We start from the raw sequence: 25,393 nt of genomic DNA on the forward strand, positions 1-25,393 counted from the left end.
CCTTATGACGCAGGTCACACTCAAACAGATCCGCTATTTCGATGCGCTCGCGCGTGAGCTGCACTTCGGCCGCGCGGCCGACGCTTGCGCCGTGACGCAGCCCGCGCTCTCCATGCAGATTCACGAGATGGAACAGAACCTGGGGCTTGCGCTGGTCGAGCGTACGCGCTCGGGCGTTCAACTGACCGGGAAGGGACAAGAGATCGCCGCGCGCTGTTCGCGCATTCTCGGCGACGTCCGCGATCTCGTGGCTTATGCCCAGCACGCCAATAGCATCCTTGCCGGAACGCTCAGGCTCGGAGTCATCCCCTCTGTCGCGCCATATCTGCTGCCACCGCTGCTTCCGTTGCTGCGCGAAGCGTATCCTGAACTCGAGCTCCACGTGCGCGAGACTCAGACGCAGGTGCTGACCGACGAGTTGCTGGAAGGCAAACTCGACGTGCTTCTGCTCGCGCTTCCGGTCAAGCATCCGGATCTCACCAATCGGGTTTTGTTCGAGGACAAGTTCCTCCTCGCCGCTCCCAAGGAGCGGAAACTTTCCGGGCGCGTGCGTGCAACCAAGGAGCTGATCGAGCACGAGCGGCTTTTGTTGCTGGAGGAGGGGCATTGTCTGCGCGACCAGGCGCTGACGTACTGCAACCTGCAGCAGGTCGACGCGGTCAACACATTCGGCGCTTCGAGCCTTGCCACCATCGTCGAGATGGTCTCGGCTGGCTACGGCATCACCCTGCTTCCGGAACTGTCGATCTGCATCGAGGAACGCGGACGCGATATCACGCTGGTTCGCTTCGTCGAACCGGAGCCGTCGCGCACGATCGGCCTGGTCTGGCGTTCGACATCGCCAAGAACGCAGGACTTCGAGGAACTCGGGCGTCTTGTGACCAAGGCATGGAAGGAAGGGCCGCTCGTCGTCGCGCGCTCTGGAACGCGATCGCGCAGGCCGGTCAGCGCGCCTGGGTCTTGACCGCGCGCGAGACGAGGCGGGCATCCGGCGCAGGCAGCGGTGCTTCAACTGCTGCGGTCATCGCGTCGAGGTGAACGGCTTCGCCGCTGAACTCCTGTGCCCACGCCATCGCAGTTTGCTGGTGCTCGGCTCCGAAACGGAGCGGCAGCGCCGTCCCTTCATCGTCCAGCACGTCGAGCGTCGTTGACGGGTCGAGCGCCTCCATGGTGGCAAGCGCAGGGTCGTCGAACGACGCCGTCTCAGTCAGCAACGGCGCCAGCTCGAACGGGCGATACGACAGCTCGTCTGGATGATCTTCGTCATATTCCGGCGCCGCCATCCAGCCGCTTCGCCAGTCGGTTGTCCCATCTCCAAAGGGATGAGCGGAGGCAGGTGCCGCTGTAGGCGCCTCGGTGACCGCTTTGCCCTTCGTGAATGGCCAGTCCGGCGTCATCGACGCTGTCTTCATTGTCGTCGATCCGGTGATCAGCTTGGCCGGTTGCGCTGGCGGTGCCGGTTCGGGTTTGGCCTCAAGCGACGCAAGCTGAACCAGCATGTCGAGCCGTGAACGGTCAGAATCCGGAAGTCTGGCGACGAACTTCGACGGCCGGTCGACGGGCTTCGGCGCCGAGACGAGCGTGGGTTTCGGCTCGGCCACGGCTACGACTGACGGCATCGCGTCCGGTGCAACGTCAGCGGCCGGCGGCAGCGGTGCGCCAACGGCCATGCGCTGGCTCGCGGCTGGCGGCGGCGGGCGCACGGCGAGCGCGGGCTTCGGCGGAGCAGGCAACTTCGCGACCGCTTCCGCGACCTGGATATCGCCCTTCGGCGCATCCCGAAGCGCATAGAACGCGGTGACTTCCTGCACGAGATCCTTGCGGCGCTCGCGGGCAGACTTGACGTCTGCAGGCGAAATGGGGCGCCCGTCCGAGGGCTCATGCTTGGAGCGGCCGGACGGAAACAACAAAGCCAGCTCGTCACGCACCATGCGCGGCCAGTGGCGCACGCGTGCTGTATCGACATGGACAAACGGAATGCCGGAAGTCGGATAGTAACCGACGCCACCGCGCTCGCGGATCATCGCCGAGTAGCGCAGGCGCCGCACGGGAACGTCGGGAAACGCGATGTCGATCGCCTTGCCGGTGATGTGCTGGCTCTGGCTCGCCTGTCCGCCGCGCGTCTTGCGCAGCATCTCGTTCGTTCCCTGCGAGCGATAGCCGCAGATGATGCTGACGGGTTCTCGCGAGCCGAGCTCGCGGTGCATTTCCCAGATGATGTCGACGGTGTTGGGGTCGATCGCGATGGACTTGTTCTCGCGCCAGTCGCGCATGATCCAATTGATCTTCTCCATGGCCTCCGGTAGGAAGCGCCCATCCCTTTTGTATTGGATGGTCAGCGTTTCCTTCGTATGGATGTGGAAGAAGGAGATCGTGCGGTCATCGCCGGCCCACGCGCTCGCGACCTGCGAGGCCGCGGTCATGAAGAGCGCCGCGCCGAGTCCGAGAAACCGGCAGGTGTGTCCCGCCCATACGCCCAATAGAAATCCCCCGTCGAGATTGCCAAGGTTAAGGCTTTACGCCCCCGTTGATTAACGGTTGGTAACCCTGGAATGCGCGATGAAGAGGGCTTGCCCGCGGCATAAAAAGGGCAATTGCCCTGGCCCGAACGTGAAGTCCGGGCCTAGGGTTAATTTGACTGGCTAAATCTTAAAATCCGCCGAACAGATTATTCATGAAAGTTTCGAGCGGGTTGCCGGCCGCGTACTGCGGCTTCGGATAGCTGACGGGGGCCAGATGGTCAGCCCCGCGTGCAATCGCATCGAAACGGCCCTGCAGCGCCAGCACCACGCGCTCCTCATGCCCGTAAACATCCTTGAAGCGCATCACCTCGCCGGTGTCGGTCACGCGTTCGGTGAAGTACACGATGTGCACAGGGATCTTGGATTGAAGCGGAATCGGGTTCTCGATCGCCGGCCCGCCGGCGATTTCGGCGACCTGCTCCGGCGTCCAGCCCTTGTCGGCGGCAAGCACCAGCTCGGCGAACCTCTGCGGATTGCGAACGCGCACGCAGCCATGGCTGAACGCCCGGCTCGTCTTGTCGAAGAGGGTCTTCGTCGTCGTATCGTGCATGTAGACGATGTGCTTGTTGTGGAACGTGAACTTGAACTTGCCGAGCACATTGGTGGGGCCAGGCGGCTGCTGCACATCGTACTGGCGGATATCCGTTGAACCCCAGTCGACGTAGGACGGATCGACCGGACGTCCGTTGCGCGTCATGCGCAGTCCTTGCTTTTCGAAGTAGGTGCCGCCGCGTGCGAGGCTCGGATAGAGCTCCCGCACTTTGATCGAGTCCGGCACGTTCCACCGCGGGTGAAACGTCACCATATCCATGTCCGCGGTGAAGGTCGGCGTCTGCTTGTCGACGAGACCGGAGATGATGCGCTCCTCGTGCACGATCTTGCCATCATGCACGAACTGGAACGTGAACTCGGGAATGTTGACCCAGACATGATTGGCGCCGAGGTCATCCGGAATCCAGCGCCACATTTCCATGTTGGCGCGGACTTTCTCGGGGTTCGGCATGTCGATATCGTTGAGCGCCGCACGCGATCCCGCGCCGACGATGCCATCGGGCGAAAGGCCCTTTTCGCTTTGGAAGGCTTTGACCGCGACGGCTAGCGGCTCGTCGTAGAGGTCTTCGCTGGCGGCGTCTTGAGCGGCAACCTTAAGCCGCTGACGAAGGAGGGCGACGTGCGGGTGACGCTGCCCGGGCGACAGCGCCGGACCCTTTGGCAGCCGCACGATCTCCGCCGCGGCATCGGCCGACTTCAAGAGTGCGAGGTAGTGCTGGCGCAGCTTTTCGAACTGCGGATGCTGCGGATGAAAGCTGCGCAGGGTCGCATCGGGGGCGGTGGACTGAGCGAGCTTGTCGAGCACGGCCTTGGGATCGAGAAGCTGCGGCTTGCGATCAAGATACGACGACAGCTGCGTCGCCGGATCCTCGATGCGCCCGCCTCGCGCATGGCGCGCATAGGTGAGAGCCGCGATCGATAGCGTGAGCTCTGCTTCGGCCGCTGTCTCTTCCGACTTGACATTAGTCGCATCCGGCAGCGCGAACACCTTCGCGTCCAGCCCCCAGTCGTTCGCCTTTTTGATTTCAGCAATGGCCAAAACGGCCTGATCGTTGAGCGCGCTGTCCGCGATCCACAACGGCTTGTCGCCGCGAGCCTCGTAGAAGGCTTTGAGGACCGTCGCCTCCTGCCGCTCGATCTCGGAGCGGTCGCCAGGAAGTGCGTCGATGCGCGAGCGGACGAGGGCACCGAGCAGGGGCTTCGCCGGAGGTGCGGGCTGAGCCGCCTGAGGCGCAGCGATCTCGGGCGATGAGGGGGCAACGGGAGGGGCCGGAGCGGCGACAGGCGCCGGTGCCGTCTCGGCAGGAGCCACGGCAGCAGGTGGTGTCTGCGGAGCAGGAGCAGCCGCAGGTACGTCGGCCGAAGGAGCAGGCGTCGCCGTGACGGGAGCAGGCGGCGGTTGGGCGGCGGGTTGTTCGGAGGGATCGGCGTGGCCCACGCCGGACATCATGACAGCCGCAAGACAAAGCGCGCCGAACGAACCGGCGATCTTGGACCCGTAACGCATGACCTGTTCCCCCGTGCGTCAATCCCCGGCGCGAAGCTAGCTGAGGCGTCGCAGGATGAGAAGTCGGGAACGCCGTCACACTCCGTCGCGCGAAACTTTGGCCGAGGACTGTTGTGGAATTGTGATTGACGGCCGAAAACACAGCGGCGCCGTCATCCGTCTGGACGAAGGCGCCGCCGCGGGTCGGGGGAGGGGAAACCCCGATTGATCAGTTCACACGCGGTTCGAGACCGTACTCCTGCATCTTCCGGTAGAGCGTCGACCGGCCGATCTTGAGACGCTTGGCCACTTCCGTCATGTGACCGCGGTAGCGGCCGAGAGCGAGACGGATCATGTCGGCCTCGATGTCTTCGAGCGCGCGGATCTCGCCGCTCTCCGTGACGGCCGGAATGCCGAGGGACGATGCGCCGCTGTTGCCCGGGCGCACCTCGACCGTCTGGGGAATGGTATCCTCAGCACCTAGGAGAGCGGGGCCCGTGTAGGCCGGCGGCTTTTGCAGGCTGGCCGGCGCAGGCGGGATCTCGGCGAAGTAACCTTCGACCTGGCTCGCGATCTGAGGGAACTCGGCGACCGAAAGTTCGGACCCGTCCGCCAGCACGACGGCACGGAAGATTGCGTTCTCGAGCTGGCGCACGTTGCCCGGCCAGTCATAGGTCGTCAGCATCCGCATCGCGTCGTCGGTGAAGCCGCTGATGCGCTTGCCTTCCTCAGCACTGAAGCGGGCGAGGAAGTGCTGGGCCAGCTCCGGAACGTCCTCACGGCGCTCGCGCAAAGGCGGCACCCAGATCGGGAACACGTTGAGGCGGTAGTAAAGATCCTCGCGGAACTTGCCCTCTTTGACGAGCTGGATCATGTCGCGGTTAGTCGCCGACACGAGGCGGAAGTTGACCTTGATCGGCTTCTTCGAGCCGACCGGATCGATCTCGCCTTCCTGCAGCGCACGCAGAAGCTTGACCTGAGCGTCAAGCGGAAGCTCGCCGATCTCGTCGAGGAAGAGCGTTCCGCCGTCCGCTTCCTGGAACTTGCCGACGCGGCGCTCGACGGCGCCCGTGAATGCACCCTTTTCGTGTCCGAACAGGATGCTTTCAACCAGGTTCTCGGGGATGGCGCCACAGTTGACGGTAACGAAGGGACGTCCGGCCCGCTCGCTCTCACCCTGGACGGCGCGAGCGATCAGCTCCTTGCCGACGCCGCTCTCACCTTCGATCAACACAGGGATGGACGAGGTCGCCGCACGCTTGCCGAGCCCGATCACCCGCTGCATGCCATCGCCGCGAATAATGAGATCGTTGAAGGTCAGCGTACCTTCGCTCTTCTTTTTGATGCGTGTGATCTCTTCGGAGAGCGCCTCGATCTTCATCGCGCTCTTCATGGAGACTTCGAGACGCTCGGGAGACGCCGGCTTGATCACGAAGTCGACGGCACCGAGCCGGATGGCACTGATAGCCGTGTCAACGGAACCATTGGCGGTCAATACGATGACAGGCGGAGAGGCTTTGCCCTTCAATCGTTCGAGAACGGCCATGCCGCCGATGCCGGGCATGACGAGATCGAGAAGAACGAGAGAGATGCTGTTGCGGTCGGATCCCTCTAGGACCTCGAGCGCTTGCTCGCCGGAGTTTGTCGACCGGGTTTCGAAACCGAACCGCTTGACGGTCTCTTCGAGAATGCGGCGCTGGGCAGGATCGTCATCGACGATAAGGATACGCTTGGCCATGAAGCACTCGTACACAACACGAACTGGAACAAAATGCCGGCCTTCGACGCGAAACGCTCAACCGGATGGGCGAGGTCGACCGGCAACTCAACTCGCGCCAAGATTGCCCCACAACGGTAAACAAGCTCTTTCCAAGCCGCTCACCTTGAACCTTTTTTGGTCATATGTGCCGCAGCGCTCACGATTTGGACGCGTTTGCAGGTGTCGAGCGCTAAAAGCCGCCCAACCATTGCCGCTTGAACTTGGGCGCGGGAGCCCGCAAATTAGGAACGATCTCTCCCATATCCACTGGAGTTACTGATGACGCCGATCTCGCGCGCCCCCTCGTTTTCGAACTTTGTCTGGGCAAAGTCCCAGGGAGGAGCAAGCGCCGAGGCACGCGATCTCGGCCCCATTCCCGAATGGGATCTGTCCGATCTCTACAAGGGCATGGACGACCCTAACGTCCAGCGCGACCTCGATCGCGCCGCGGCCGAAGCGAAGCGGATCAAGGAAAGCTATCAGGGCAAACTCGCAAGCTTGACGAACGACGGCGCCAAGCTCGCAGACGCCATCGCGGCATACGAGCGGCTGTCGGATCTGATGGGCAAGCTCGGCTCCTATGCCGGCTTGCTTTACGCCGCCAATCAGGCCGACCCTGCGCGCGCAAAATTCTATGGCGATCTTTCGGAGAAGCTGACCAAGATTTCGACCGATCTGATCTTTGTGGAGCTGGAGCTCAATCAGATCGATGAAGCAGCGCTCGAGAAGGCCACGGTGGGCAACGCCAAACTCGCGCGCTTCAAGCCCTGGCTCGAGGATCTTCGCAAGGAGAAGCCCTACCAGCTCGACGAGAAGCTCGAGCAGCTGTTTACCGAAAAGGGACAGACGGGTCGCGGTGCCTTCAATCGTCTCTTCAGTGAGACCATGACGGGCCTGCGCTTCACCGTCGACGGCGAGGAACAGCCGCAGGCTCTCGAAGCGACACTGAACCTTCTATCGGATCCGGCCGAGCCGCGCCGTCACGCCGCGGCGGATGCGCTCGCCAAGGTCTTCAAAGACAACATTCGCCTCTTCACGCTGATCACCAACACGCTTGCTAAGGACAAGGAGATCTCCGACCGCTGGCGCGGTTTCAAGGATGTCGCCGATAGCCGTCATCTCGCGAACCGCGTCGAGGCGCCGGTAGTCGATGCGCTGGTCGAGAGTGTGCGCGCGGCCTATCCGAAGCTGTCGCATCGCTACTACGCCATGAAGGCCAAGTGGCTCGGCATGGATCGGCTGTCCCACTGGGACCGCAACGCGCCGCTGCCGGACAAGCCGGAGCAGATTTTCACATGGGCCGAGGCCGAGGGCGTCGTGCTCGAAGCATATGGCGCATTCGCGCCTGACATGGCGAACCTCGCCAAGGAGTTCTTCGACAAGCGTTGGATCGATGCGCCTCTGCGCGAGGGGAAGACGCAGGGTGCGTTCTCTGCCGCTACCGTGCCGTCAGTTCATCCGTACGTGCTGATGAACTACCAGGGCAAGCCGCGCGATGTGATGACGCTCGCACATGAACTGGGCCATGGTGTGCATCAGATGCTGGCGCGCGCCCAGGGTCCGCTGCTGGCGCCGACACCGTTGACGCTCGCTGAAACGGCCTCCGTGTTCGGTGAAATGCTGACGTTCCGTGCGCTTCTCGCCAAGACCAAGAGCCCGCGCGAGAAGAAGGCGATGATCGCCGCCAAGGTCGAAGACATGCTGAACACGGTCGTGCGCCAGATCGCGTTCTACCTCTTCGAGCGTAAGGTGCACGAGGCACGCCGCCAGGGTGAGTTGACGAGCGAGCAGATCAATACCTTCTGGCTTGAGGTCCAGCGCGAGAGCCTCGGTCCGGCAATTGACCTGAAGCCCGGCTACGAAGTGTTCTGGACCTACATTCCGCACTTCATCAATTCGCCGTTCTACGTCTACGCCTATGCATTCGGCGACTGCCTGGTGAACTCGCTCTATGGGCTCTACCAGGAGGCGCATCCGGGCTTCGTCACCAAGTACTTCGATCTTCTGAAGGCCGGCGGCTCCAAGCATCACTCGGAGCTGTTGGCGCCCTTCGGCCTCGACGCAACGGACCCTGCCTTCTGGTCCAAGGGCCTCAAGGTGATCGAGGGCATGATCGACGAACTGGAGGCCATGGAAAAGTCGGTGGCCTGAGGCAACTCACCCGCCCGTTCAAACGTTCAAGGCGGCGTTGCAGAAACCTGCGGCGCCGCCTTTGCGTGACCAACGGGGGGGAGTCCACAGCGACCAATTTGTGACAACGTGACGTTTCGCGTGGGCCGGCTGCGGACCTGTCCGAGCCGAAGTCAAGACGAAACCGTGCCACGTCCCTCTAATTTGCCCGCTTACAGGCGTTATGGAACAGGCGTATAAGCGCCGAAAATTGCTGCTCAAAGCAGCGCAGTTGAAGAGGCCTAATCGTGGCACGCCCCAAGGCCGCCGATGTCGGTGGCGAGATCGGCGAAACGTCGCGCGATGCTCAATTTTGGACGCTCGTCGTCGGATCTGTGGGCGTTGTCTTCGGTGACATCGGTACGAGCCCCCTATACGCTTTTCGCGAAGCGGTGCACGCGGCGAGCCACGGGAGTCCTGCCAACTCCGAAGCGGTCTTCGGTGTCCTCTCCCTCATCTTCTGGTCGCTGATCCTCATCGTCACCCTGAAGTACGTGCTCGTGCTTCTGAGAGCGGACAATAAGGGTGAGGGCGGTACATTCGCCCTCATGGCGCTCGGCCAGTCGGTCGCCAAGCGAAGTTCTCCGCTGATCCTGGCTCTGGGTATTGCCGGCGCCTCATTTTTCTATGGCGATGCGGTCATCACGCCGGCGATCTCGGTGTTGTCCGCCGTTGAAGGTTTGAAGCTTGTCTCTCCGGCCTTCACGCAATGGGTCGTTCCTATTGCGCTAGTTATCATAGTGGGGTTGTTCGCCGTTCAGTCGCATGGCACCGCCAGGGTTGCCCAGTTCTTTGGGCCTCTCACCATGCTGTGGTTCCTGGCACTTGCGGTTGGCGGGCTGCTCCACATTTTCGACAATCCGAGCGTGATCAGCGCGCTCAATCCGTGGTACGGCGTGCGCTTCTTGCTGACGCACGGCATGCTCGGGCTCACCGTCTTGGGGCTTACCTTTCTGGCCGTGACGGGTGCGGAAGCCCTCTATGCTGACCTCGGCCATTTCGGCCGCCGCCCGATCCAAGCCGCCTGGTTCACCTTTGTTCTACCCGCCCTGATGTTGAACTATCTCGGACAAGGGGCTCTCGTGCTGTCGAACGCCGAGGCGCTGCAGAACCCGTTCTATCTGCTTTATCCCGAGTGGGCGCTGGTGCCGATGGTGATCCTCGCCACCTGCGCGACGGTGATCGCAAGCCAGGCCGTCATCACCGGAGCGTTCTCGCTGGCGCGGCAAGCGATTCAGCTCGGAATCTTGCCGCGCTTTGCAATCCGGCATACCTCGGAAAGCATGGCTGGCCAGATCTACCTGCCGCGGGTCAACTGGCTGCTGCTCGTCGGCGTCGTCATCGCCATTGTGAGCTTTAAGAGCTCATCCCACCTCGCAAGCGCATATGGCATTTCCGTCACCGCCGCGCTTGTCATCGATACGCTGATGGCGTTCTTCGTTGTCTGGAAATACTGGCGCTGGCCGCTCTGGAAGGCCGCCGGTCTCATGATTCCGCTGCTTATCATCGAGCAGACGTTCTTTGCGGCCAACATCCTGAAGCTTTTCGAGGGAGCGTGGGTGCCGCTGGCTATCGCCGGCGTGCTGAGCCTGATCATGTTCACCTGGGTGAGGGGGTACGGAATTCTCGCCAAGATCACCCGCCGCAACGAGGCCGATCTCGACTGGCTTGTCCGCAAGCTGGAGGCCAAACCACCGACACGTGTTCCCGGCACCGCCATCTTCCTGACATCGGACGTCAACGCGGCGCCGACGGCACTGATGCACAACTTGAAACACAACCGTGTCTTGCACGAGCGAAATCTCGTGCTTTCGATCCGGACCGAGGAAACGCCGCGCGTGCCGCGTCACGAGCGCGTCGAAATAGACCGCTCCAACGAGACATTCATTCGCGTCATCGCGTCGTATGGCTTCATGGAAACGCCGAGTATTCCGAAGATCCTCGAGAGCTGCCGGCGCAAGGACCTGAACATCGACATCGGGGCGACATCGTTCTTCCTCTCGCGGCGGTCGCTACGAACCACCACGCGTTCGGAAATGCCGCGCTGGCAGGAAAAGCTGTTCATCTGGCTCGCGCGAACGGCCGAGGACGCAACTACATACTTCAAGATTCCGACCGATCGCGTGGTCGAAGTCGGAACCCAGGTTGCGATCTAGGCAAGCCTGTCAGGCCGCCTCTTCCCGAGCGCGTTCGGTTTCGATCGTTGGCGTGGGACGGCCGAACAGGAAGCCCTGCACCTCTTTGCACCCGCTGGCGCGCACGAAGGTGAACTGCTCGCGGGATTCCACGCCTTCGGCGAGAACCGGGATATCAAGTCCCGCGGCAAGCGCCATCACGGCCAGCATGACCGCGCGCGCTTGAGGCTCGGTTTCGATGTCGTCTACGAATGATTTGTCGAGCTTGATCTTGTCGAACCGGAACGCGCGCAGCGTCGAGAGCGACGAGTAGCCCGTGCCGAAGTCGTCCATCGCGATCGTGATGCCGAGAGCCTTGAGACGGGCCAGGATATGAACGGTGCGCTCCATGTCCTGGATCAGCGACGTTTCGGTAACCTCGAACTCGAGCCGCGACGGCGGGAGCCCGGTTTCGGTGAGTATCTGGCCCACTACGTCGGGCAAGTTGGGCTGGCCAAGCTGCACGGCCGAAAGATTCACGGCGATCTTGTGCGGTATCGGCCAATTGGCGGCCTCTCGGCAGGCCTCACGCAGAACCCACTCGCCGATCTGCACGATGAGGCCGGACTCTTCGGCAATAGGAATGAATTCGACGGGTGAAACGTAGCCGCGCTCCGGATGCTTCCAGCGCAGGAGCACCTCGTAACCGCTAATCTCCTCCGTCGAGGCAGAGACCTGGACCTGGAAGCGCAGTTCGAACTCGTTACGGGTGATGGCCCCCCGTAACTCCTGCACCGTACGCCGCCGTGCGCGCATCGCCTCGTCCATGTCCTCTTCGTAGAAGCAGATGTTGTCGGAGTGCGATGCTTTCGCGCGATACATGGCGAGATCGGCGTTGTTCATCAGCGCGGTCGCATTCGAAGCATGCGCGGGATAGATCGCGATGCCGAGGCTGCCTCCGCAGGAGACGTCCGAAAGCTCGAGTGACACGAGCGAGTATAAAATCGTTTCGAGCCGGCTCGCGAGATCCGCGGCCTTATCGCGGTCGGATGCTGTCTGCACGGCGACGAATTCGTCTCCGCCGAGGCGCGCCAAGACCTCGCCGTCCCTTAGCACCGCACGCATGCGCGCGCTCAATACCTGGAGAACGGTATCGCCCGCCGCGTGACCATAGAGGTCGTTGACTTCCTTGAAGCGGTTCAGATCGATGGCGACGAGCGAGACACATCTCGTGGCTCCCGCAAGATCGATCACGCGATGCAGGTGCTCGAGAAACGCCATGCGGTTCGGGAGGCCGGTGAGGCTGTCGATCCGGGCAAGATCCGCAATTTTGCGTTCCTGCTCCAGTCGAGGACGGATGTCGCGCAGGGCGTAAACGCGCAAGTCAGCCTCGCCAGTCCCGCCATCTTCGCTATGAGCGGCAATCTCGACCGGAATGTTGTCCCCTTGCTTCGGCGTCAACGTCGCACGCACGATCCCGCCCTCGGAGAGGGCATCTACACTGAAGCCTGCTGCGTCCATGGCACGGCCGATCAAATCTGCCCGTGTAAAACCGCTCAGCGTCTCGAAGGCGGCGTTGACGATGATGATTCCTTTGTTGTGCTCGATGAGCATTCCATCCGCAGAGCTTTCCGCGAGATGCCGGAGCCTGTTGGTCGACTGCTCGCGCATTTGCGTGTCGATGAAGTAGCACACCCCCACGATTCCGACGACGAGGAGCCCGACGCCGGTGACAGCAAAAGCCAGCATCTCGCGGGCCAAGGTGCCTGTAACTGCGTCATCCAAGGGGGCATACGGCATGATGGTCATGGCCGCCATGCCGGTGAAATGCAGACTGACCACGGCAAGCACGAGAATGGCGATGGCGCCGTAGGTGCTCCAGCCGGGGCGGCCGGAATTGGCAAATCGGAATGCGACACCGGAAATAGCCGTTGCGCAGACCATCGACGCGACGAGATAGGAGCTGTTCCAACTGATCGCTGCGTCGACCGAGAAGGCCGCCATGCCGACGTAGTGCATGGCCGTAACACCGCCGCCGAAGGTGGCGCCTCCCACCTCGGTACAAAGCGGTGCCCGCCGCGATGCGATCCACAGGCTCGCGATGCTGGTCGCTATCACGATCGCGAGCGACAACGCGGTCAATTCGGGCTCGTAGGTCACGGGCGTTGGGGACTCGTAAGCCAGCATGGCCACGAAATGCGTGCACCAGATGCTCGATCCGGCTGCGACACCGCCGAGGAAAATCCAGGCCGCCGAGGTGCCTCCCTCCTGTGTGCGTGCGCGCGCCAGAAGCCGGATGGTCATCCAGGCACCGAGGGCGCAAATGAGGGCGGCTAGCGCAACCAGGAGCAAATTATGCTCGGTCACAATACAAGAAAGTACACGCATACAACTGACCCAGAATATCCTGGGTCAGTTATATACTCGACGAAAGTGAAAAAAGATTCCGGCGTATGCTGCTGGATTTCTTAGCGGTTGGTTAGTCTTTCAGCGCCTCGAGATCGGGTTTTCCGGCCGGTACGAGGTTCACGCTCTCGCCGCAGCCGCAGGCGCTCGTCTGGTTTGGGTTGTTGAACACGAACGTGGACGAGAGCTTGTCGGTCTTGAAGTCCATCTCTGTGCCGAGCAGGTACAACACGGCTTGCGGATCGACGATCACACGCGCGCCGTCCTGTTCGATCACCTCGTCGAACTTCCCGACGCTGTCCGCCCAGGTCATGGTGTATTCCATGCCCGCGCAGCCGCCTTTCTTTACGCCGATCTTGAGACCAGCCACCTCGGGCCCCTTGGACGTCATGATCGCGCGCACGCGCTCTGCCGCGCGAGGCGTGAGTGTCATGACCTTCGGGCGAGGTCTGCGGGATGCTGTCGTGGTCTGGTCGGTCATTGCGTGCAGCTGTCCTTGGGTCAAGGCCAAGTCGTGCGCTTAATATAGCGTGACATAGATCAGTTTGCGAGAAGGGCGGCGCAACCCAGGGTTCAGAACATATTGAGCGCGAGCCGCGCCTCGTCGGACATACGGCTCTGGTCCCACGGCGGATCAAAGGTGAGGGTGACCTTGGTGCCGCTGATGCCCGGCACAGTGTTTACCGCATCCTCCACCCACTTCGGCATTTCGCCGGCCACGGGGCAACCGGGCGCCGTGAGCGTCATCTCGACGGCAACCTCGCGGTCGTCGTTGATGTCGATCTTGTAGATCAGCCCCAACTCGTAGATGTCGGCCGGGATCTCGGGATCGTAGACGGTCTTGAGTGCGGCCACGATGTCGCTGGTCAAGCGGTCAAGCTCTTCCTGCGGCAGCGCTGAAGCCTGGGACGGCGCCGGATCCGGAGCAACGTCCTGCTTGGGAGCCGCGTCGGGCACCGTCTCGTTCTGATCAAGCTCCGTCATGGCTCTTCCAGTCACTATGCGAACAGGTCCTTGGCGCGGATCAATGCATCCGCCAGGGCGTCCACTTCCGCCTTCGTATTGTACATTGCAAACGAGGCCCGGCAGGTCGCCGTCACTCCGAGCCGCTCCATCAGCGGTTGTGCGCAATGATGGCCGGCGCGGATCGCGATGCCCGAGCGGTCGATGATTGTCGACACGTCGTGCGGATGAAGACCGTCCATCGAGAAGGAATGGATCGCGCCCTTGCCCTTGGCCGTCCCGTGCAGCGTCAGGCCCGGGATCGCTGCTAGCCGCTCGGCGGCATAGGCGCCGATTTCCGCCTCGTGCCGCGCGATACGGTCGCGGCCGATTTGCATCATGTAGGACAGCGCGGCGCCCAATCCGACCGCTTCCACGATGGCGGGCGTGCCGGCTTCGAAACGGTGCGGGATCTTGCCATAGGTGATGCGGTCCACCTGCACGACCTCGATCATCTCGCCGCCGCCCTGGTAGGGCGGCATGATGTCGAGGTACTTCTTCTTGCCGTAGAGCACACCAATGCCCGACGGACCGTACGTCTTGTGTCCGGTGAAGACGTAGAAGTCCGCATCCAGATCCTGCACGTCGACGGGCAGGTGCACCGCTGCCTGACTGCCGTCCACCAGCACCGGAATGCCGCGCGCGTGCGCGATCTCGATCACCTGCTTGATCGGCACGATGGTGCCGAGCACGTTCGACATGTGCGTGAGCGCCACGATCTTCGTGCGCGGCGTCAGCAACCGTTCGAACTCGTCGATCAGGAACTCGCCCGTGTCCGAGATCGGCGCCCATTTGAGCACGGCGCCCTTGCGCTCGCGGTGGAAATGCCACGGCACGATGTTCGAGTGGTGCTCCATGATGGAGAGCACGATTTCATCGCCTTCGCCGATCTCCAACGCCCCGAACGACGAGGCCACGAGGTTGATCGCCTCCGTCGCGTTACGCGTGAAGATGATCTCGTCGGCGGAGGGCGCGTTGAGGAAGCGGCGCACCGTCTCCCGCGCCTCCTCGAAGCGCTGCGTGGCGGTATTCGAGAGATAGTGCAACCCACGATGCACGTTCGCGTACTCGAAGCGATAGGCGTGATCCATCGCCTCGATCACCGACAGCGGCTTCTGCGCCGAGGCGCCGTTGTCGAGATAGACGAGCGGCTTCCCGTAGATGTCGCGATAAAGGGCCGGGAAGTCGGTACGCACGCGCTCGACATCAAATGGCAGCGTCGAAGGGCTTTGTACCTTCTCAGTCTGTTTGCGTGTGGCAGTTGTCATCTTCCCGTCCCTTTGCTGGCCGAGCCCTAAGCCTGCTTGCGCGGAGTTTCCCGCTGAAGCCACTGGCGTGTGAGGCCGCGAAGCGCCTCCTGCACATCCTCTGGCTCAACCTTGTCGATGGCCTCCCCGATGAAGCTCTCGACGAGCATGGCGTGGGCTTCGTCGCGCGGAATGCCGCGTGACTGCAGGTAGAAAACCAGATCCGGATCTATCTCCGCCGACGTGCTGCCGTGTCCGCAGACCACGTCGTCGGCGTAGATCTCGAGCTCCGGCTTGCTGTCGAACTCCGCATCCGGCGAGAGCATGAGCGCCTGCGCCATCTGCTTGCCGTCCGTCTTTTGAGCGTCCGGCCGCACGATCACCTTGCCCTGGAACACACCGCGCGATGTATCGGCGAGCACGCACTTCACAAGCTCGCGGCTCGTGCAGTGCGGCACCGCATGATCGACGACGAGCGTCGTGTCGGTATGCCCGTGACCCGAGACCAGCAGCGCAGATCCAAGGTCGAACGTCGAGTGCTGACCCTTGAAGGTGATCGCGAGATCGTTGCGCACGATCCCGTTGCCGCTCACCATCTGGAACGGACGATAGGTGGCGTTCGCCCCCAGCTTGGCAACCGTGCGGCCCAGATGAATCGAGCCCTCGCGGCTGGCGACGAGCTTGATGTGGACCACTTCGGCGCCATCGCCGAGCACGATCTGTGTCAGCGTGTTGACCTGGCGCGGAGCCGCGGGTTCCAGGTGGCATTCCACCAGCACGACCTTGGCATTCTTGCCCACGCGCACGACGTTGCGCGTTACGACGGTCTGCGCTGCGCCGTCGCCGCTGCCGAAGACTAGAGCGATCGGCGTGTCGATCGAGCGGCCATTGGCGATATCGAGCACGGCACCATCGGAAAACAGCGCCGTGTTGAGCGCGAGAACGCCGTCGCCCACATGACCGCTGACCTCGCTCACCTCGTTTTCGAGCCAAGCCGGAGGATGATCGAGAAAGCGCGAAACGAAGGCGCCGTCGAGCTCGGAGATCGAACCCAGACCGGCCTCGGCCACGCCCCGCCCGTCGACGAATGCGGCGAATGCTTTGGAAAGCTTGGCGCCGGGCAGCGCATCGCGGACCATGGCCTCGATGGTGGCGGACTTCGGCGGCTCGGCGTCGCCCGCGATCGGGAACGCCTCGCGCAGGAACGCACGGAGGTCGGTGAACTTCCACTCCTCGACGCGACGGTGCGGCAGCCCCTCGGCAGTGAAGGCGCCGGCGGCGGCGCGGCGAAGCTGGCGCAGCCAGTCGCCGCCCGGAAGCTGCCGCTCAACCTGCGTGAAAGCTTCGGCGAGCGCCGTTTCCGCCTTGGTCTTTAGCGGCTGCACGGAGCTGGGCCGCCCCGCGGCCTGTGGCTTGATTGCTTGCACCTGGCTCATCGTTACGCTGCCTTGCCCTGGTAGCCCGCGTACCCGGACTTTTCGAGTTCGAGTGCGAGTTCCTTTCCGCCGGACGCCTGGATCTTGCCGTCAGCCAGAACGTGTACGCGATCCGGTACGATATAGTTCAGGAGCCGCTGATAGTGCGTGATGACGAGCATGGCGCGATCCGGGCCGCGCAGCGCGTTCACGCCCTCGGCCACGATCTTGAGAGCGTCGATATCAAGACCGCTGTCGGTCTCGTCGAGCACGCAAAGCGACGGCTCGAGTACGGCCATCTGCAGGATTTCTGCCCGCTTCTTCTCGCCGCCGGAGAAGCCGACGTTCACGGGACGCTTCAGCATCTCCATGTCGATGTTGAGCTTGCCCGCCTTCTCACGCACCAGCTTCAAGAACTCGGGCGTCGAAAGTTCCGCTTCACCCCGCTTCTTGCGCACTGCGTTGGCGGCCGTGCGCAGGAACGTGAGGCCGGCCACGCCCGGGATCTCCATCGGATACTGGAACGCCAGGAACACGCCTTTCGCGGCGCGTTCGTCGGGCTCCATGTCGATCAGGCTCTCGCCGTTCCAGTTGAGTTCGCCATCGGTGACCACGTAACCGTCACGGCCCGCGAGCACGTGCGCGAGCGTCGATTTACCGGAGCCGTTCGGCCCCATGATGGCGTGCACTTCGCCCTTCGGCACCGTGAGCGTGAGCCCCTTGAGGATCTGCTTGTCCTCGTCTTCGAGCTTCACATGCAGGTTCTTGATCTCGAGCATTTACTTACCTCTGAATTCTGGTTCGGCCTGCCGTCGGCCGCTGTCAAATCTGTTTTTGTGTGAAGCTTCGTGCTTAGCCCACGCTTCCTTCCAGGCTCACGCCGATCAGCTTCTGCGTCTCCGCCATGAATTCCATCGGGAGCTGCTGCAGCACGTCGCGCACGAAGCCGTTCACGACCAGCGCCACTGCCTCTTCCGCAGAAAGTCCGCGCTGCTGGCAATAGAACAGCATGTCGTCCGAGATCTTCGACGTCGTCGCCTCGTGCTCGAAATGCGCGCTCGAGTTCTTGGCTTCGATATACGGCACCGTATGCGCGCCGCACTTGTCGCCGATGAGCAGCGAGTCGCAGTTGGTGAAGTTGCGGGCCCCGGTCGCCTTGCGGTGCGCCGAGACGAGCCCGCGATAGGTGTTCTGGGAGTGACCGGCCGCAATACCCTTCGAGATGATGCGGGAGGACGAGTTCTTGCCGAGATGGATCATCTTGGTTCCGCTGTCGACCTGCTGGCGGCCGTTCGAGATGGCGATCGAGTAGAACTCGCCGCGGCTGTAGTCGCCGCGCAGGATGCACGAGGGATACTTCCACGTGATCGCCGAGCCGGTTTCCACCTGCGTCCACGAAATCTTCGAGTGATGGCCGCGGCAGTCACCCCGCTTGGTCACGAAGTTATAGATGCCGCCCTTGCCGTCCTTGTCGCCCGGGTACCAGTTCTGCACCGTCGAGTACTTGATCTCGGCGTCGTCCATCGCAACGAGCTCGACCACGGCCGCATGGAGCTGGTGCTCGTCGCGCATCGGCGCCGTGCAGCCTTCGAGATAGGATACATACGCGCCCTTCTCGGCGATGATGAGCGTGCGCTCGAACTGACCGGTGTTCTTCTCGTTGATGCGGAAATACGTCGAAAGCTCCATCGGGCAGCGCACGCCCTCCGGCACGTAGACGAACGAGCCGTCGGAGAACACCGCCGCGTTGAGCGCCGCGTAGAAGTTGTCACCCTGCGGCACGACCGAGCCCAGGTACTTCTTGATGAGCTCGGGATGCTCGCGAACGGCCTCAGAGATCGAGCAGAAGATGACTCCGGCCTTCTTGAGTTCGTCCTTGAAGGTCGTGACCACCGAGACGCTGTCGAACACGGCGTCGACCGCGACGCGCGCACCCTGCACGCCCGCCAGCACTTCCTGCTCCTTGAGCGGAATGCCGAGCTTGGCATAGGTCTCGAGCAGCTCCGGATCGACGTCGGCGAGGCTCTTTGGGCCTTCAGTGCCTTTCGGAGCGGCGTAGTAATAGAGGTTCTCGAAATCGATCTTCGGATAGCTGACCTTGGCCCACGACGGCTCGACCATGTTGCGCCAGCGCGCATAGGCCTCCAGCCGCCAATCGAGCATCCATTGCGGCTCGCCCTTCTTCTCGGAGATGAAGCGGACGATGTCCTCACTGAGGCCCTTCGGCGCCTTGATCGACTCGATGTTGGTCTCGAAGCCGTATTTGTACTGATCGACGTCGATCTTCTTGACCTGGTCGATCGTCTCCTGAACTGCAGCCATCTACTTCCACCTTTTCGTGCGGCCCGCCGAGGCCGCGCTTTGCATTGGTCAAACTACGCGGCGAGCGATGCGCTGCCACAAATCCGTTTCCACGCAGCGAGAAACGCTGCGATGTCCTGCTCCGTCGTTTGCGTCCCGAGGCTGACGCGGATCGCGCTGCGCGCGACCTCGGGCGCAAGCCCCATGGCGGTAAGCACGTGGCTCTGTCCGACCTTGCCGGACGAGCACGCCGCGCCTGCGCTGATCGCGATGCCCGCGAGGTCGAACTTGATCACCAGCGTCTCCGCAGAATGCCCTGGTAATGCAATCGACGACGTATTGGGCAGCCGGGGCGCGTTTGCGCCGAGCACTACGGCCTCGGGCGTCGCACGCAGGACCTCCGCTTCGAGCTGGTCGCGAAGGGCTGCGACTCGCGGCGTATCGGCAAGATCCCGAAGGGCCGCGCGTGCGGCGGCGCCGAAGCCAGCGATTCCCGCAACGTTCTCTGTGCCGGCTCGCCGCCGCACCTCCTGCCCGCCGCCCGTGAAGAGTGGAGGGAGAGGAGCATTGCCGCTGATGACGAGCGCTCCGATGCCTTTTGGGCCGCCGATCTTGTGCGCCGATAGGCTGAGCGTGGTCGCGCCGAGCGTCCGGAAATTGATCGGAATGCGTCCCGGTGCCTGCACCGCATCGCAATGAATGCGAACGCCGTTTTCCGTGGCCCAGAGTCCGGCGGCTTCCACATCCTGAAGTACGCCGGTCTCGTTGTTGGCGCGCTGGAGCACCATCAGCGTCCCGGCGCCCAAACCCACGGTCTTATAATCCACCGTTCCATCCGGTGTGGCCGGCAACTCGATCGTCTTAACGCCGCGCTCGGCGGCGGTCTGCGCAGCGGGTGCGCGAACGGAGTCATGTTCGATGCCCGCCACCGCGATGCGATCCCACGGCGCTGTCAGCGCCCAGGTGTTGGCCTCCGTCGCGCCACTCGTGAAAACAATCTCAGCCGGATCGGCATTGACGAGTTCCGCGATGGATGCCCGTGCCTCATCGACAAGCGCACGCGCGCGCCGGCCTTCGGTATGCACGGAGGAGGCGTTCCCGAACACATCGAGCGCTGCAACGACGGCATCGCGCGCTTCAGGACGAAGCGGCGCCGAAGCGTTGTAGTCGAGATATGTGCGCGCAACGCTCACTGCGCCGGGCCCTCCAGGGTTGATACGGAGTGACTGGCAACGGACGAGGGCCGGACACCCGGCTGAGACGGCGAACGCTTGATGCCATCGACGACGTCCCTGAGGCTCACGCCGGCCAGGAAGCTCTCAATGCGTTCGCCGAGCGCCGTCCAAAGGTCGTGTGTGAGGCAGCGGGTTTCCCCCATGCAGCCGGCTGCGCCGTCGCCGAAGCAGCGGGTCATGCGCGTGCCTTCCTCGACTGCGGACATGACCTCGGCGACGAAAATCTCATTCGCCGGCCGGCCGAGCTTGTAGCCGCCGTGACGCCCCCGCACGCTTTCCACCAATCCTGCGCGCCGGAGCTTCAGGAACAGCTGCTCGAGATAATCGAGTGAAATTTGTTGCCTCTGCGCGACCGCCGACAGCGGCACCGAGCCACCGTCGCCGTGTTTGGCCAGATCGGCCATCGCCATGACCGCATAGCGACCGCGTGTATTGAGCTCCATGGCCTCACCATCCTGATTGCGCACGCCCCGCGGAGGCGCATAGCGCTTGCAACTGACCACCCTTCGTGTGCTAAGGAGACGCTTCACACGCTGGACGACGCGCGAAGGCGGCCAAATGTGCGGTCTCTTTCGAAGAGTTCTAAACTTACAACCGGAATATGAAAATTCCGAGCGGGGAAATCAAGCATTCTCTTGGGCACGATGTCGTGAACTTTAGATAGCGACCATCTGCCGCCCTGAGCGCCCCGCTTCGAGACCAGCAAAACCAATCTGACCCGGACACTTAAGCGAGCAGGATTTCATGCCCGAGCTGATCATCAATGGGCCCGCGGGCCGCATCGAAGCCCGCTACCACCACGAGCCCGCGAGCGACAGTCCGATCGCGCTCATCCTCCACCCCCACCCGCAGTTCGGCGGGACGATGAACAACCAGGTGGTTTACAGTCTCTACTACACCTTCGCGCAGCGCGGCTTCTCAGTCCTGCGCTTCAACTTCCGCGGCGTCGGCCGCAGCCAGGGCTTCTGGGACGGCGGACCGGGTGAGCTTGCAGACGCCGCGTCCGCGCTCGACTGGCTCCAGATGGTGAAGCCGGACGCCAAGTACTGCTGGATCGCGGGCGTCTCGTTCGGCACCTGGATCGCAATGCAGCTTCTGATGCGCCGTCCGGAAATCGACGGCTTCATCTGCGTCGCCCCGCCTTCGAACCTTTACGATTTCTCGTTCCTCGCCCCGTGCCCCTCGTCGGGTCTGATGGTCAATGGCGATAAGGATCGCGTTGTCCCGTCGAACTCCGTCGCTGAGTTGACCGGAAAGCTCAAGACGCAGCGCGGCATCAAGATCGATCACGAGATCATCCCCGGCGCCAACCACTTCTTCGAGGACAAGACGCCGGAGCTCGAGCAGGTCGTCGGCGGCTATCTCGATATGCGCCTCGCCAAGGCTCTTGCCGACCGTGAGAGCCAGAAGGAGCGCGAGAAGGAGCGCGAGGCGGCACGTGAGCGTGAGCGCGAGCGCGAGCGCGAAGAGGCCGCGAGCGGCGCGCCGGACGCGGACGACGGCGACGACGAGTAGCCGCGCGGCGACGCAATCACTTGCAGACCGGGTCACCGCAAACCGTTGAGGGTGGCATCGCACTCGCTTAGCATTCGCGCTGAGCGTTTGGAGTTCGCTGTGCGAGGCCGCCCGTGATCCCTGCCAACAACACGATTCCCTATACTGCGAAGCCCTATGCCACCGGGTCGATCATCGGCCTGTGCGTGGCCGCCTTCCTCTATCAGCTGAGCTTGTCCTCGGCCGGGGAGCAGGCGTTCATCGTGCACTACGCGCTCGTGCCCGCGCGCTACACCGACGGCGCCTGGGCGGCGGCCAATGGCTTGAGTCGCGCCGACTTGACGCCCGTCATCACCAGCATGTTCCTGCACGGCGGGTGGCTCCACATCATCGCGAACATGTGGACGCTGTGGGTCTTCGGGCCCGCTCTCGAGGATCGTCTGGGGCCTGGCCGCTTCCTGCTGATCTATGGTCTCTCGGGCTTGGCGGCGACAGCACTGCACATTGTTTTCAATTGGTCGTCGACCGTTCCCGCGCTTGGCGCGTCCGGTGCCATCGCTGGCGTCATCGCGGCCTACGCGCGGCGGTTCCCCTATGCGTGGGTGAACATCCTGCAGCCGATCGTGTTCTTGCCGGTGTTCTTCATGATGCCGGCACTGCTGTTCGCCGGGTTCTGGTTCGCAACCCAGTTCTTCCAAGCCGCAGGCTCCCTGGCTGTTCCTGCAGGCGGAGGAGGCGTCGCGTGGTGGGCCCATATCGGCGGTTTCGTCACGGGCTGGCTGTTACTGCCGCGCCTCGCGCCCGTCGCGAACCCCGTCGAAGACGCCCAAGCCGCCACGCATTCGGCTATGTGGCCGTGGAACCTTTGGATGCGCTGGATATCCTGGTGGTGGCGGCGCTGAACCAGCCGCCGTGCGCAAAACCCTTATTTGTAAGGAACTTGTAAGGCGAAACGGCCGGCCCTCCGCTTGACGCCTCCTCGCGCATATCGATTACATCCGTCTAGTGACACTGCGACGGGACAATCGATGAGGGATGCGCTGAGTGCGGCGCTGTCATGGCACACTACGACCGCAGCAATAATCCTGCGCCTAACGCCGTACTGGGTCTTGCTGGTGCCGGCGCTCGGCATCGTGATCATCTACTTCCTGAACACGATGCCCGGAGCTTCGCCTTACCTGACCAAGGACAGCGCGGAATTCCTTTCGCCAATCGTTCTGGCGGTGGGCGTCGCGATCGCCGCTTGGCTGGCGGTCACGCGGCCGGAGATCTACTACAAGTGGCTCGCTGTGTTCGCCGTGTGTCTGCTTCTCCGCGAGCTGCATTTTCGCGGTACCAATACCGGATTTTACATCGCCTTTGTTCTGCTGATCGGCTGGGCATCCTACGCGCGTGATCGCTTCGAGCCCTTCATCTCGAACAGGACGATTGTGACGCTACTGATGTCTCTGATCTGGACCTATCTCGTCTCGAAATCGTTCGACCAGCACTTCTGGGACGCCCACATGACCGGCAGCCTTTCGCGCGACTTGTTCGAGGAAAACCTCGAAATCTTAGGCCATGTCCTTTTCGTCGCGCTTGTCGTCGTGTCTGCCTTCGTCGAGGGACCGGCCGCGGCTTTGCAACGCGAGCGATAAGCTCCGCGCCTTAAGCCTTTGCGAACGGCAGCGTCACGATCTTGACGACGAGAGCAGTGACAGCGCCGGCGACGAGGCCCACGATCGCCGCTCCGAACGCGCTGGCAACCCACGCGAAGACATCGCTCGCAACCGGAACAGCCGCGCGAACCGCTTCGGCGAACCCGTGGATGATGTGCTCGGGGGCACCGACGCCGTATTCCTGAAGCCCATGCACGAGAATCCCGCCGCCGACCCAAAGCATGGCGATTGTTCCGATTACGCTGAGCAGCTGCAGGAACGGCGGCATGCCGTAAACGAGCCCGCGGCCGATGGGGCCGGAAATGAAACCGTTGCGTCGCGCGAGCACCACACCGAAGTCGTCGGCTTTCACGATCAGCGCCACCGCGCCATAGACGCCACCCGTAACGAGCAAGGCGACAACGGTTAGGATGAGCGCCTTGGTATGGAGCTCGGGCGCGGTGATGTTCGCGAGCGCGATCGCCATGATTTCCGCCGAGAGGATGAAGTCCGTTCGGATCGCCCCCGCCACGCGCTGGTCTTCGAGCGCCTTCTCGTCCAAGCCTGATCCAGCGGCGTCGACGAGGGTGGTGGGATGCGCCGGCGTGACCCAATGCAGAACCTTCTCGAAGCCTTCATAGGCGAGATAGAGGCCGCCGATCATCAGCAGCGGCGTGATCGCCTGCGGCAGAAAGATCGTCAGCAGCAAGGCGGCTGGCAGCAGGAACAGAAGCTTGTTCTTGAGCGATCCGTAGGCGATACGCCCGACGATCGGCAACTCGCGTCCCGCGGCAATGCCTGTGACGTAGCGGGGTGTCACCGCGGCATCGTCGATCACGACGCCGGCGGTTTTCGATCCCACTTTGACGGCCTGCGCCGCTGCGTCGTCGAGGCTCGCGGCCGCGACCTTTGTCAGCGCCACCACGTCATCCAAAAGTGCCAGAAGGCCGCCGCTCATCGTCCCCGTTCCCTATACAGACCATGATCGCTTCGGACCCTGGTCGCTGCAATCTGCGCGCCGCCTATCGGGCGCGGCGTGGATCGGCAGAGCAGGAAATGTCCGAAACGTGGATCATCGGTCGCAAATGCATCGTCCTGAACGATCTGAGATTGATCAGATCTGGAACGCCCGCGCAAGGTGCCCCAATGCCGGACGGAAGCCTCCGACGGAGAGCATTGAAGTGGGGTTTAGCTGGCGTCCGGTCTCCGAGCCGAAACGGATATAGCCATGAAGATGGGTGATTTCGCCGTTTGACCCAGAGCGGACATTGCGCATAGACGCCATGAACAATGCGGAGGGCACCTGCAGGTTGGCTAACTGCCTAACGTCAGCACGGGGCACGGCTCACGGAGTAGGTTGGCCTGGAATTCCGAAATATCAAACTCAACGTACCGCCAACCGGCGTTGTCTATGCTCGAACGAACTCTGAGCTTGAGATCGAAATCCATCTTGCAGTTGTTGGCGTCGTAGATATTTCGCTTGGCGAGCATTGGCGTCTTGCGGGTTCTTTCAAAGAAGTGGTCCGAAGCAAACAAAACGGCCCGATACTCATTCTGTTGGGAAAACTTCGAGTGCTTTTTGTACACCTCTCTCCACCGGTCGCCTCTGATTGGCGCTGGATGGTTATGAATATCGAAGTACTCCACCCGCCCGTGACTAAAAAATTTAGCGCCATCGCTCGCGTTTTGATTGCCACCAGGAGTCGGCAACAACAATTCAATCATCTCAAAAATATCAGTGTCTAGTTCAGCAGCGTACCGACAGTCGCCAATTGGCGATGCATCGCTCTGCACGCACATGCAGAATACGAAATACTGTTGAAGGTATTGATCATCAGGGGCGACGCTGGCGCAGTGAAACTCGACACCGTTAAAACTCGCTTTTGGTAGTTTCTCTGGAAAGAGTTGAATTTCATTCTCGGCGAAGGTGAGAGTGCCCTCAGAATTGTCAGAGCGCCCGGTGTCTTCCTCCAATTTTTTGTACTTGATCAACTCGTAGAACCGGTACACTCCGCTCGAGACTTGTTCAGCGATGGATAATGTGGGAGTGAACT

Annotated in this window: 20 protein-coding genes; 6 read left to right on the top strand and 14 right to left on the bottom strand. The window is 62.4% G+C overall.

The annotated features are described in order from the left end of the window. Positions 1 to 4: 4 nt before the first annotated feature. Complete coding sequence (locus VHO05_RS03420) at positions 5 to 964, top strand: hydrogen peroxide-inducible genes activator (protein ID WP_329645209.1); 960 nt, start codon at positions 5 to 7, stop codon at positions 962 to 964. Here VHO05_RS03420 and VHO05_RS03425 read toward each other — a convergent pair. From VHO05_RS03425 to VHO05_RS03435, 3 genes are all read right to left on the bottom strand, one after another. Further along, entirely contained in the window at positions 945 to 2,423 is a 1,479-nt protein-coding gene (locus VHO05_RS03425) for a DUF882 domain-containing protein (RefSeq protein WP_329645210.1), read from the bottom strand. The genes VHO05_RS03420 and VHO05_RS03425 overlap by 20 nt on opposite strands. Positions 2,424 to 2,649: 226 nt before the next feature. Next, positions 2,650 to 4,581, bottom strand: coding sequence for a L,D-transpeptidase family protein (locus VHO05_RS03430; protein WP_329645211.1), 1,932 nt, complete (start codon positions 4,579 to 4,581; stop codon positions 2,650 to 2,652). Positions 4,582 to 4,789: 208 nt separating this feature from the next. Further along, positions 4,790 to 6,298 (bottom strand): sigma-54 dependent transcriptional regulator, encoded by a 1,509-nt coding sequence (locus VHO05_RS03435; RefSeq protein WP_329645212.1) that lies wholly within the window; start codon positions 6,296 to 6,298, stop codon positions 4,790 to 4,792. Positions 6,299 to 6,598: 300 nt separating this feature from the next. Between VHO05_RS03435 and VHO05_RS03440 the strand changes: the two genes are divergently transcribed. Next, on the top strand, positions 6,599 to 8,470 hold the full coding sequence (locus tag VHO05_RS03440; protein WP_329645213.1) for a M3 family oligoendopeptidase: 1,872 nt from the start codon (positions 6,599 to 6,601) through the stop codon (positions 8,468 to 8,470). A gap of 263 nt (positions 8,471 to 8,733) precedes the next feature. Continuing rightward, positions 8,734 to 10,644, top strand: coding sequence for a potassium transporter Kup (locus tag VHO05_RS03445; RefSeq protein WP_414653683.1), 1,911 nt, complete (start codon positions 8,734 to 8,736; stop codon positions 10,642 to 10,644). A 9-nt stretch (positions 10,645 to 10,653) separates the two neighbouring features. Here VHO05_RS03445 and VHO05_RS03450 read toward each other — a convergent pair whose 3' ends face one another. From VHO05_RS03450 to VHO05_RS03490, 9 genes are all read right to left on the bottom strand, one after another. After that, positions 10,654 to 12,990, bottom strand: coding sequence for a bifunctional diguanylate cyclase/phosphodiesterase (locus VHO05_RS03450; protein WP_329645215.1), 2,337 nt, complete (start codon positions 12,988 to 12,990; stop codon positions 10,654 to 10,656). 91 nt (positions 12,991 to 13,081) lie between these two features. Beyond that, positions 13,082 to 13,489, bottom strand: coding sequence for an iron-sulfur cluster assembly accessory protein (locus VHO05_RS03455; RefSeq protein ID WP_329645216.1), 408 nt, complete (start codon positions 13,487 to 13,489; stop codon positions 13,082 to 13,084). Between the two features lie 92 nt (positions 13,490 to 13,581). Then, complete coding sequence (locus VHO05_RS03460; protein ID WP_329645217.1) at positions 13,582 to 13,992, bottom strand: SUF system Fe-S cluster assembly protein; 411 nt, start codon at positions 13,990 to 13,992, stop codon at positions 13,582 to 13,584. 14 nt (positions 13,993 to 14,006) lie between these two features. Continuing rightward, positions 14,007 to 15,278, bottom strand: coding sequence for a cysteine desulfurase (locus VHO05_RS03465; RefSeq protein WP_329645218.1), 1,272 nt, complete (start codon positions 15,276 to 15,278; stop codon positions 14,007 to 14,009). A gap of 26 nt (positions 15,279 to 15,304) precedes the next feature. Further along, positions 15,305 to 16,693, bottom strand: a complete 1,389-nt coding sequence (gene sufD / locus VHO05_RS03470) for a Fe-S cluster assembly protein SufD (RefSeq protein WP_329645219.1) — start codon at positions 16,691 to 16,693, stop codon at positions 15,305 to 15,307. Positions 16,694 to 16,695: 2 nt separating this feature from the next. Further along, positions 16,696 to 17,451, bottom strand: a complete 756-nt coding sequence (sufC, locus tag VHO05_RS03475) for a Fe-S cluster assembly ATPase SufC (protein WP_329645220.1) — start codon at positions 17,449 to 17,451, stop codon at positions 16,696 to 16,698. 73 nt (positions 17,452 to 17,524) lie between these two features. Continuing rightward, positions 17,525 to 18,994 carry a Fe-S cluster assembly protein SufB gene (gene sufB, locus VHO05_RS03480; protein ID WP_329645221.1) on the bottom strand — a complete coding sequence of 490 codons (1,470 nt, stop codon included), beginning with the start codon at positions 18,992 to 18,994 and terminating at the stop codon, positions 17,525 to 17,527. A gap of 53 nt (positions 18,995 to 19,047) precedes the next feature. Beyond that, positions 19,048 to 20,166 (bottom strand): cysteine desulfurase family protein, encoded by a 1,119-nt coding sequence (locus VHO05_RS03485; protein WP_329645222.1) that lies wholly within the window; start codon positions 20,164 to 20,166, stop codon positions 19,048 to 19,050. Continuing rightward, a complete protein-coding gene (locus VHO05_RS03490) occupies positions 20,163 to 20,651 on the bottom strand; it encodes an Rrf2 family transcriptional regulator (RefSeq protein ID WP_329645223.1) in 489 nt (162 codons plus the stop codon). Before VHO05_RS03490 ends, VHO05_RS03485 begins: the two co-directional genes overlap by 4 nt. A 301-nt stretch (positions 20,652 to 20,952) precedes the next feature. On the opposite strand from VHO05_RS03490, the gene VHO05_RS03495 reads away from it, so the two are divergent. The 3 genes from VHO05_RS03495 (at position 20,953) to VHO05_RS03505 (ending at position 23,339) form a co-directional block, all read left to right on the top strand. Continuing rightward, positions 20,953 to 21,723: an alpha/beta hydrolase gene (locus VHO05_RS03495; protein ID WP_329645224.1), complete on the top strand. Its 771-nt coding sequence runs from the start codon at positions 20,953 to 20,955 to the stop codon at positions 21,721 to 21,723. A gap of 113 nt (positions 21,724 to 21,836) precedes the next feature. Continuing rightward, on the top strand, positions 21,837 to 22,604 hold the full coding sequence (locus VHO05_RS03500; protein WP_329645225.1) for a rhomboid family intramembrane serine protease: 768 nt from the start codon (positions 21,837 to 21,839) through the stop codon (positions 22,602 to 22,604). A 126-nt stretch (positions 22,605 to 22,730) separates the two neighbouring features. Then, the gene (locus tag VHO05_RS03505) at positions 22,731 to 23,339 is read left to right on the top strand and encodes a hypothetical protein (RefSeq protein ID WP_329645226.1); all 609 of its coding nucleotides are present in this window, start codon (positions 22,731 to 22,733) and stop codon (positions 23,337 to 23,339) included. Between the two features lie 10 nt (positions 23,340 to 23,349). Here VHO05_RS03505 and VHO05_RS03510 read toward each other — a convergent pair whose 3' ends face one another. Further along, complete coding sequence (locus VHO05_RS03510; protein ID WP_329645227.1) at positions 23,350 to 24,297, bottom strand: DUF808 domain-containing protein; 948 nt, start codon at positions 24,295 to 24,297, stop codon at positions 23,350 to 23,352. Positions 24,298 to 24,653: 356 nt separating this feature from the next. Further along, positions 24,654 to 25,331: a hypothetical protein gene (locus VHO05_RS03515; protein ID WP_329645228.1), complete on the bottom strand. Its 678-nt coding sequence runs from the start codon at positions 25,329 to 25,331 to the stop codon at positions 24,654 to 24,656. Positions 25,332 to 25,393: the final 62 nt, after the last annotated feature.

This window comes from Hyphomicrobium sp. (genome assembly GCF_036262015.1).
Classification (GTDB): domain Bacteria; phylum Pseudomonadota; class Alphaproteobacteria; order Rhizobiales; family Hyphomicrobiaceae; genus Hyphomicrobium_C.

Excerpts from the sequence above, each read along its gene's own strand:
- VHO05_RS03420 (WP_329645209.1), top strand. The coding sequence starts at position 5 with ATGACGCAGGTCACACTCAAACAGATCCGCTATTTCGATGCGCTCGCG.
- VHO05_RS03425 (WP_329645210.1), bottom strand. The coding sequence starts at position 2,423 with ATGACCGCGGCCTCGCAGGTCGCGAGCGCGTGGGCCGGCGATGACCGC.
- VHO05_RS03430 (WP_329645211.1), bottom strand. The coding sequence starts at position 4,581 with ATGCGTTACGGGTCCAAGATCGCCGGTTCGTTCGGCGCGCTTTGTCTT.
- VHO05_RS03435 (WP_329645212.1), bottom strand. The coding sequence starts at position 6,298 with ATGGCCAAGCGTATCCTTATCGTCGATGACGATCCTGCCCAGCGCCGC.
- VHO05_RS03440 (WP_329645213.1), top strand. The coding sequence starts at position 6,599 with ATGACGCCGATCTCGCGCGCCCCCTCGTTTTCGAACTTTGTCTGGGCA.
- VHO05_RS03450 (WP_329645215.1), bottom strand. The coding sequence starts at position 12,990 with ATGCGTGTACTTTCTTGTATTGTGACCGAGCATAATTTGCTCCTGGTT.
- VHO05_RS03455 (WP_329645216.1), bottom strand. The coding sequence starts at position 13,489 with ATGACCGACCAGACCACGACAGCATCCCGCAGACCTCGCCCGAAGGTC.
- VHO05_RS03460 (WP_329645217.1), bottom strand. The coding sequence starts at position 13,992 with ATGACGGAGCTTGATCAGAACGAGACGGTGCCCGACGCGGCTCCCAAG.
- VHO05_RS03465 (WP_329645218.1), bottom strand. The coding sequence starts at position 15,278 with ATGACAACTGCCACACGCAAACAGACTGAGAAGGTACAAAGCCCTTCG.
- sufD (WP_329645219.1), bottom strand. The coding sequence starts at position 16,693 with ATGAGCCAGGTGCAAGCAATCAAGCCACAGGCCGCGGGGCGGCCCAGC.
- sufC (WP_329645220.1), bottom strand. The coding sequence starts at position 17,451 with ATGCTCGAGATCAAGAACCTGCATGTGAAGCTCGAAGACGAGGACAAG.
- sufB (WP_329645221.1), bottom strand. The coding sequence starts at position 18,994 with ATGGCTGCAGTTCAGGAGACGATCGACCAGGTCAAGAAGATCGACGTC.
- VHO05_RS03490 (WP_329645223.1), bottom strand. The coding sequence starts at position 20,651 with ATGGAGCTCAATACACGCGGTCGCTATGCGGTCATGGCGATGGCCGAT.
- VHO05_RS03495 (WP_329645224.1), top strand. The coding sequence starts at position 20,953 with ATGCCCGAGCTGATCATCAATGGGCCCGCGGGCCGCATCGAAGCCCGC.
- VHO05_RS03505 (WP_329645226.1), top strand. The coding sequence starts at position 22,731 with ATGAGGGATGCGCTGAGTGCGGCGCTGTCATGGCACACTACGACCGCA.
- VHO05_RS03510 (WP_329645227.1), bottom strand. The coding sequence starts at position 24,297 with ATGAGCGGCGGCCTTCTGGCACTTTTGGATGACGTGGTGGCGCTGACA.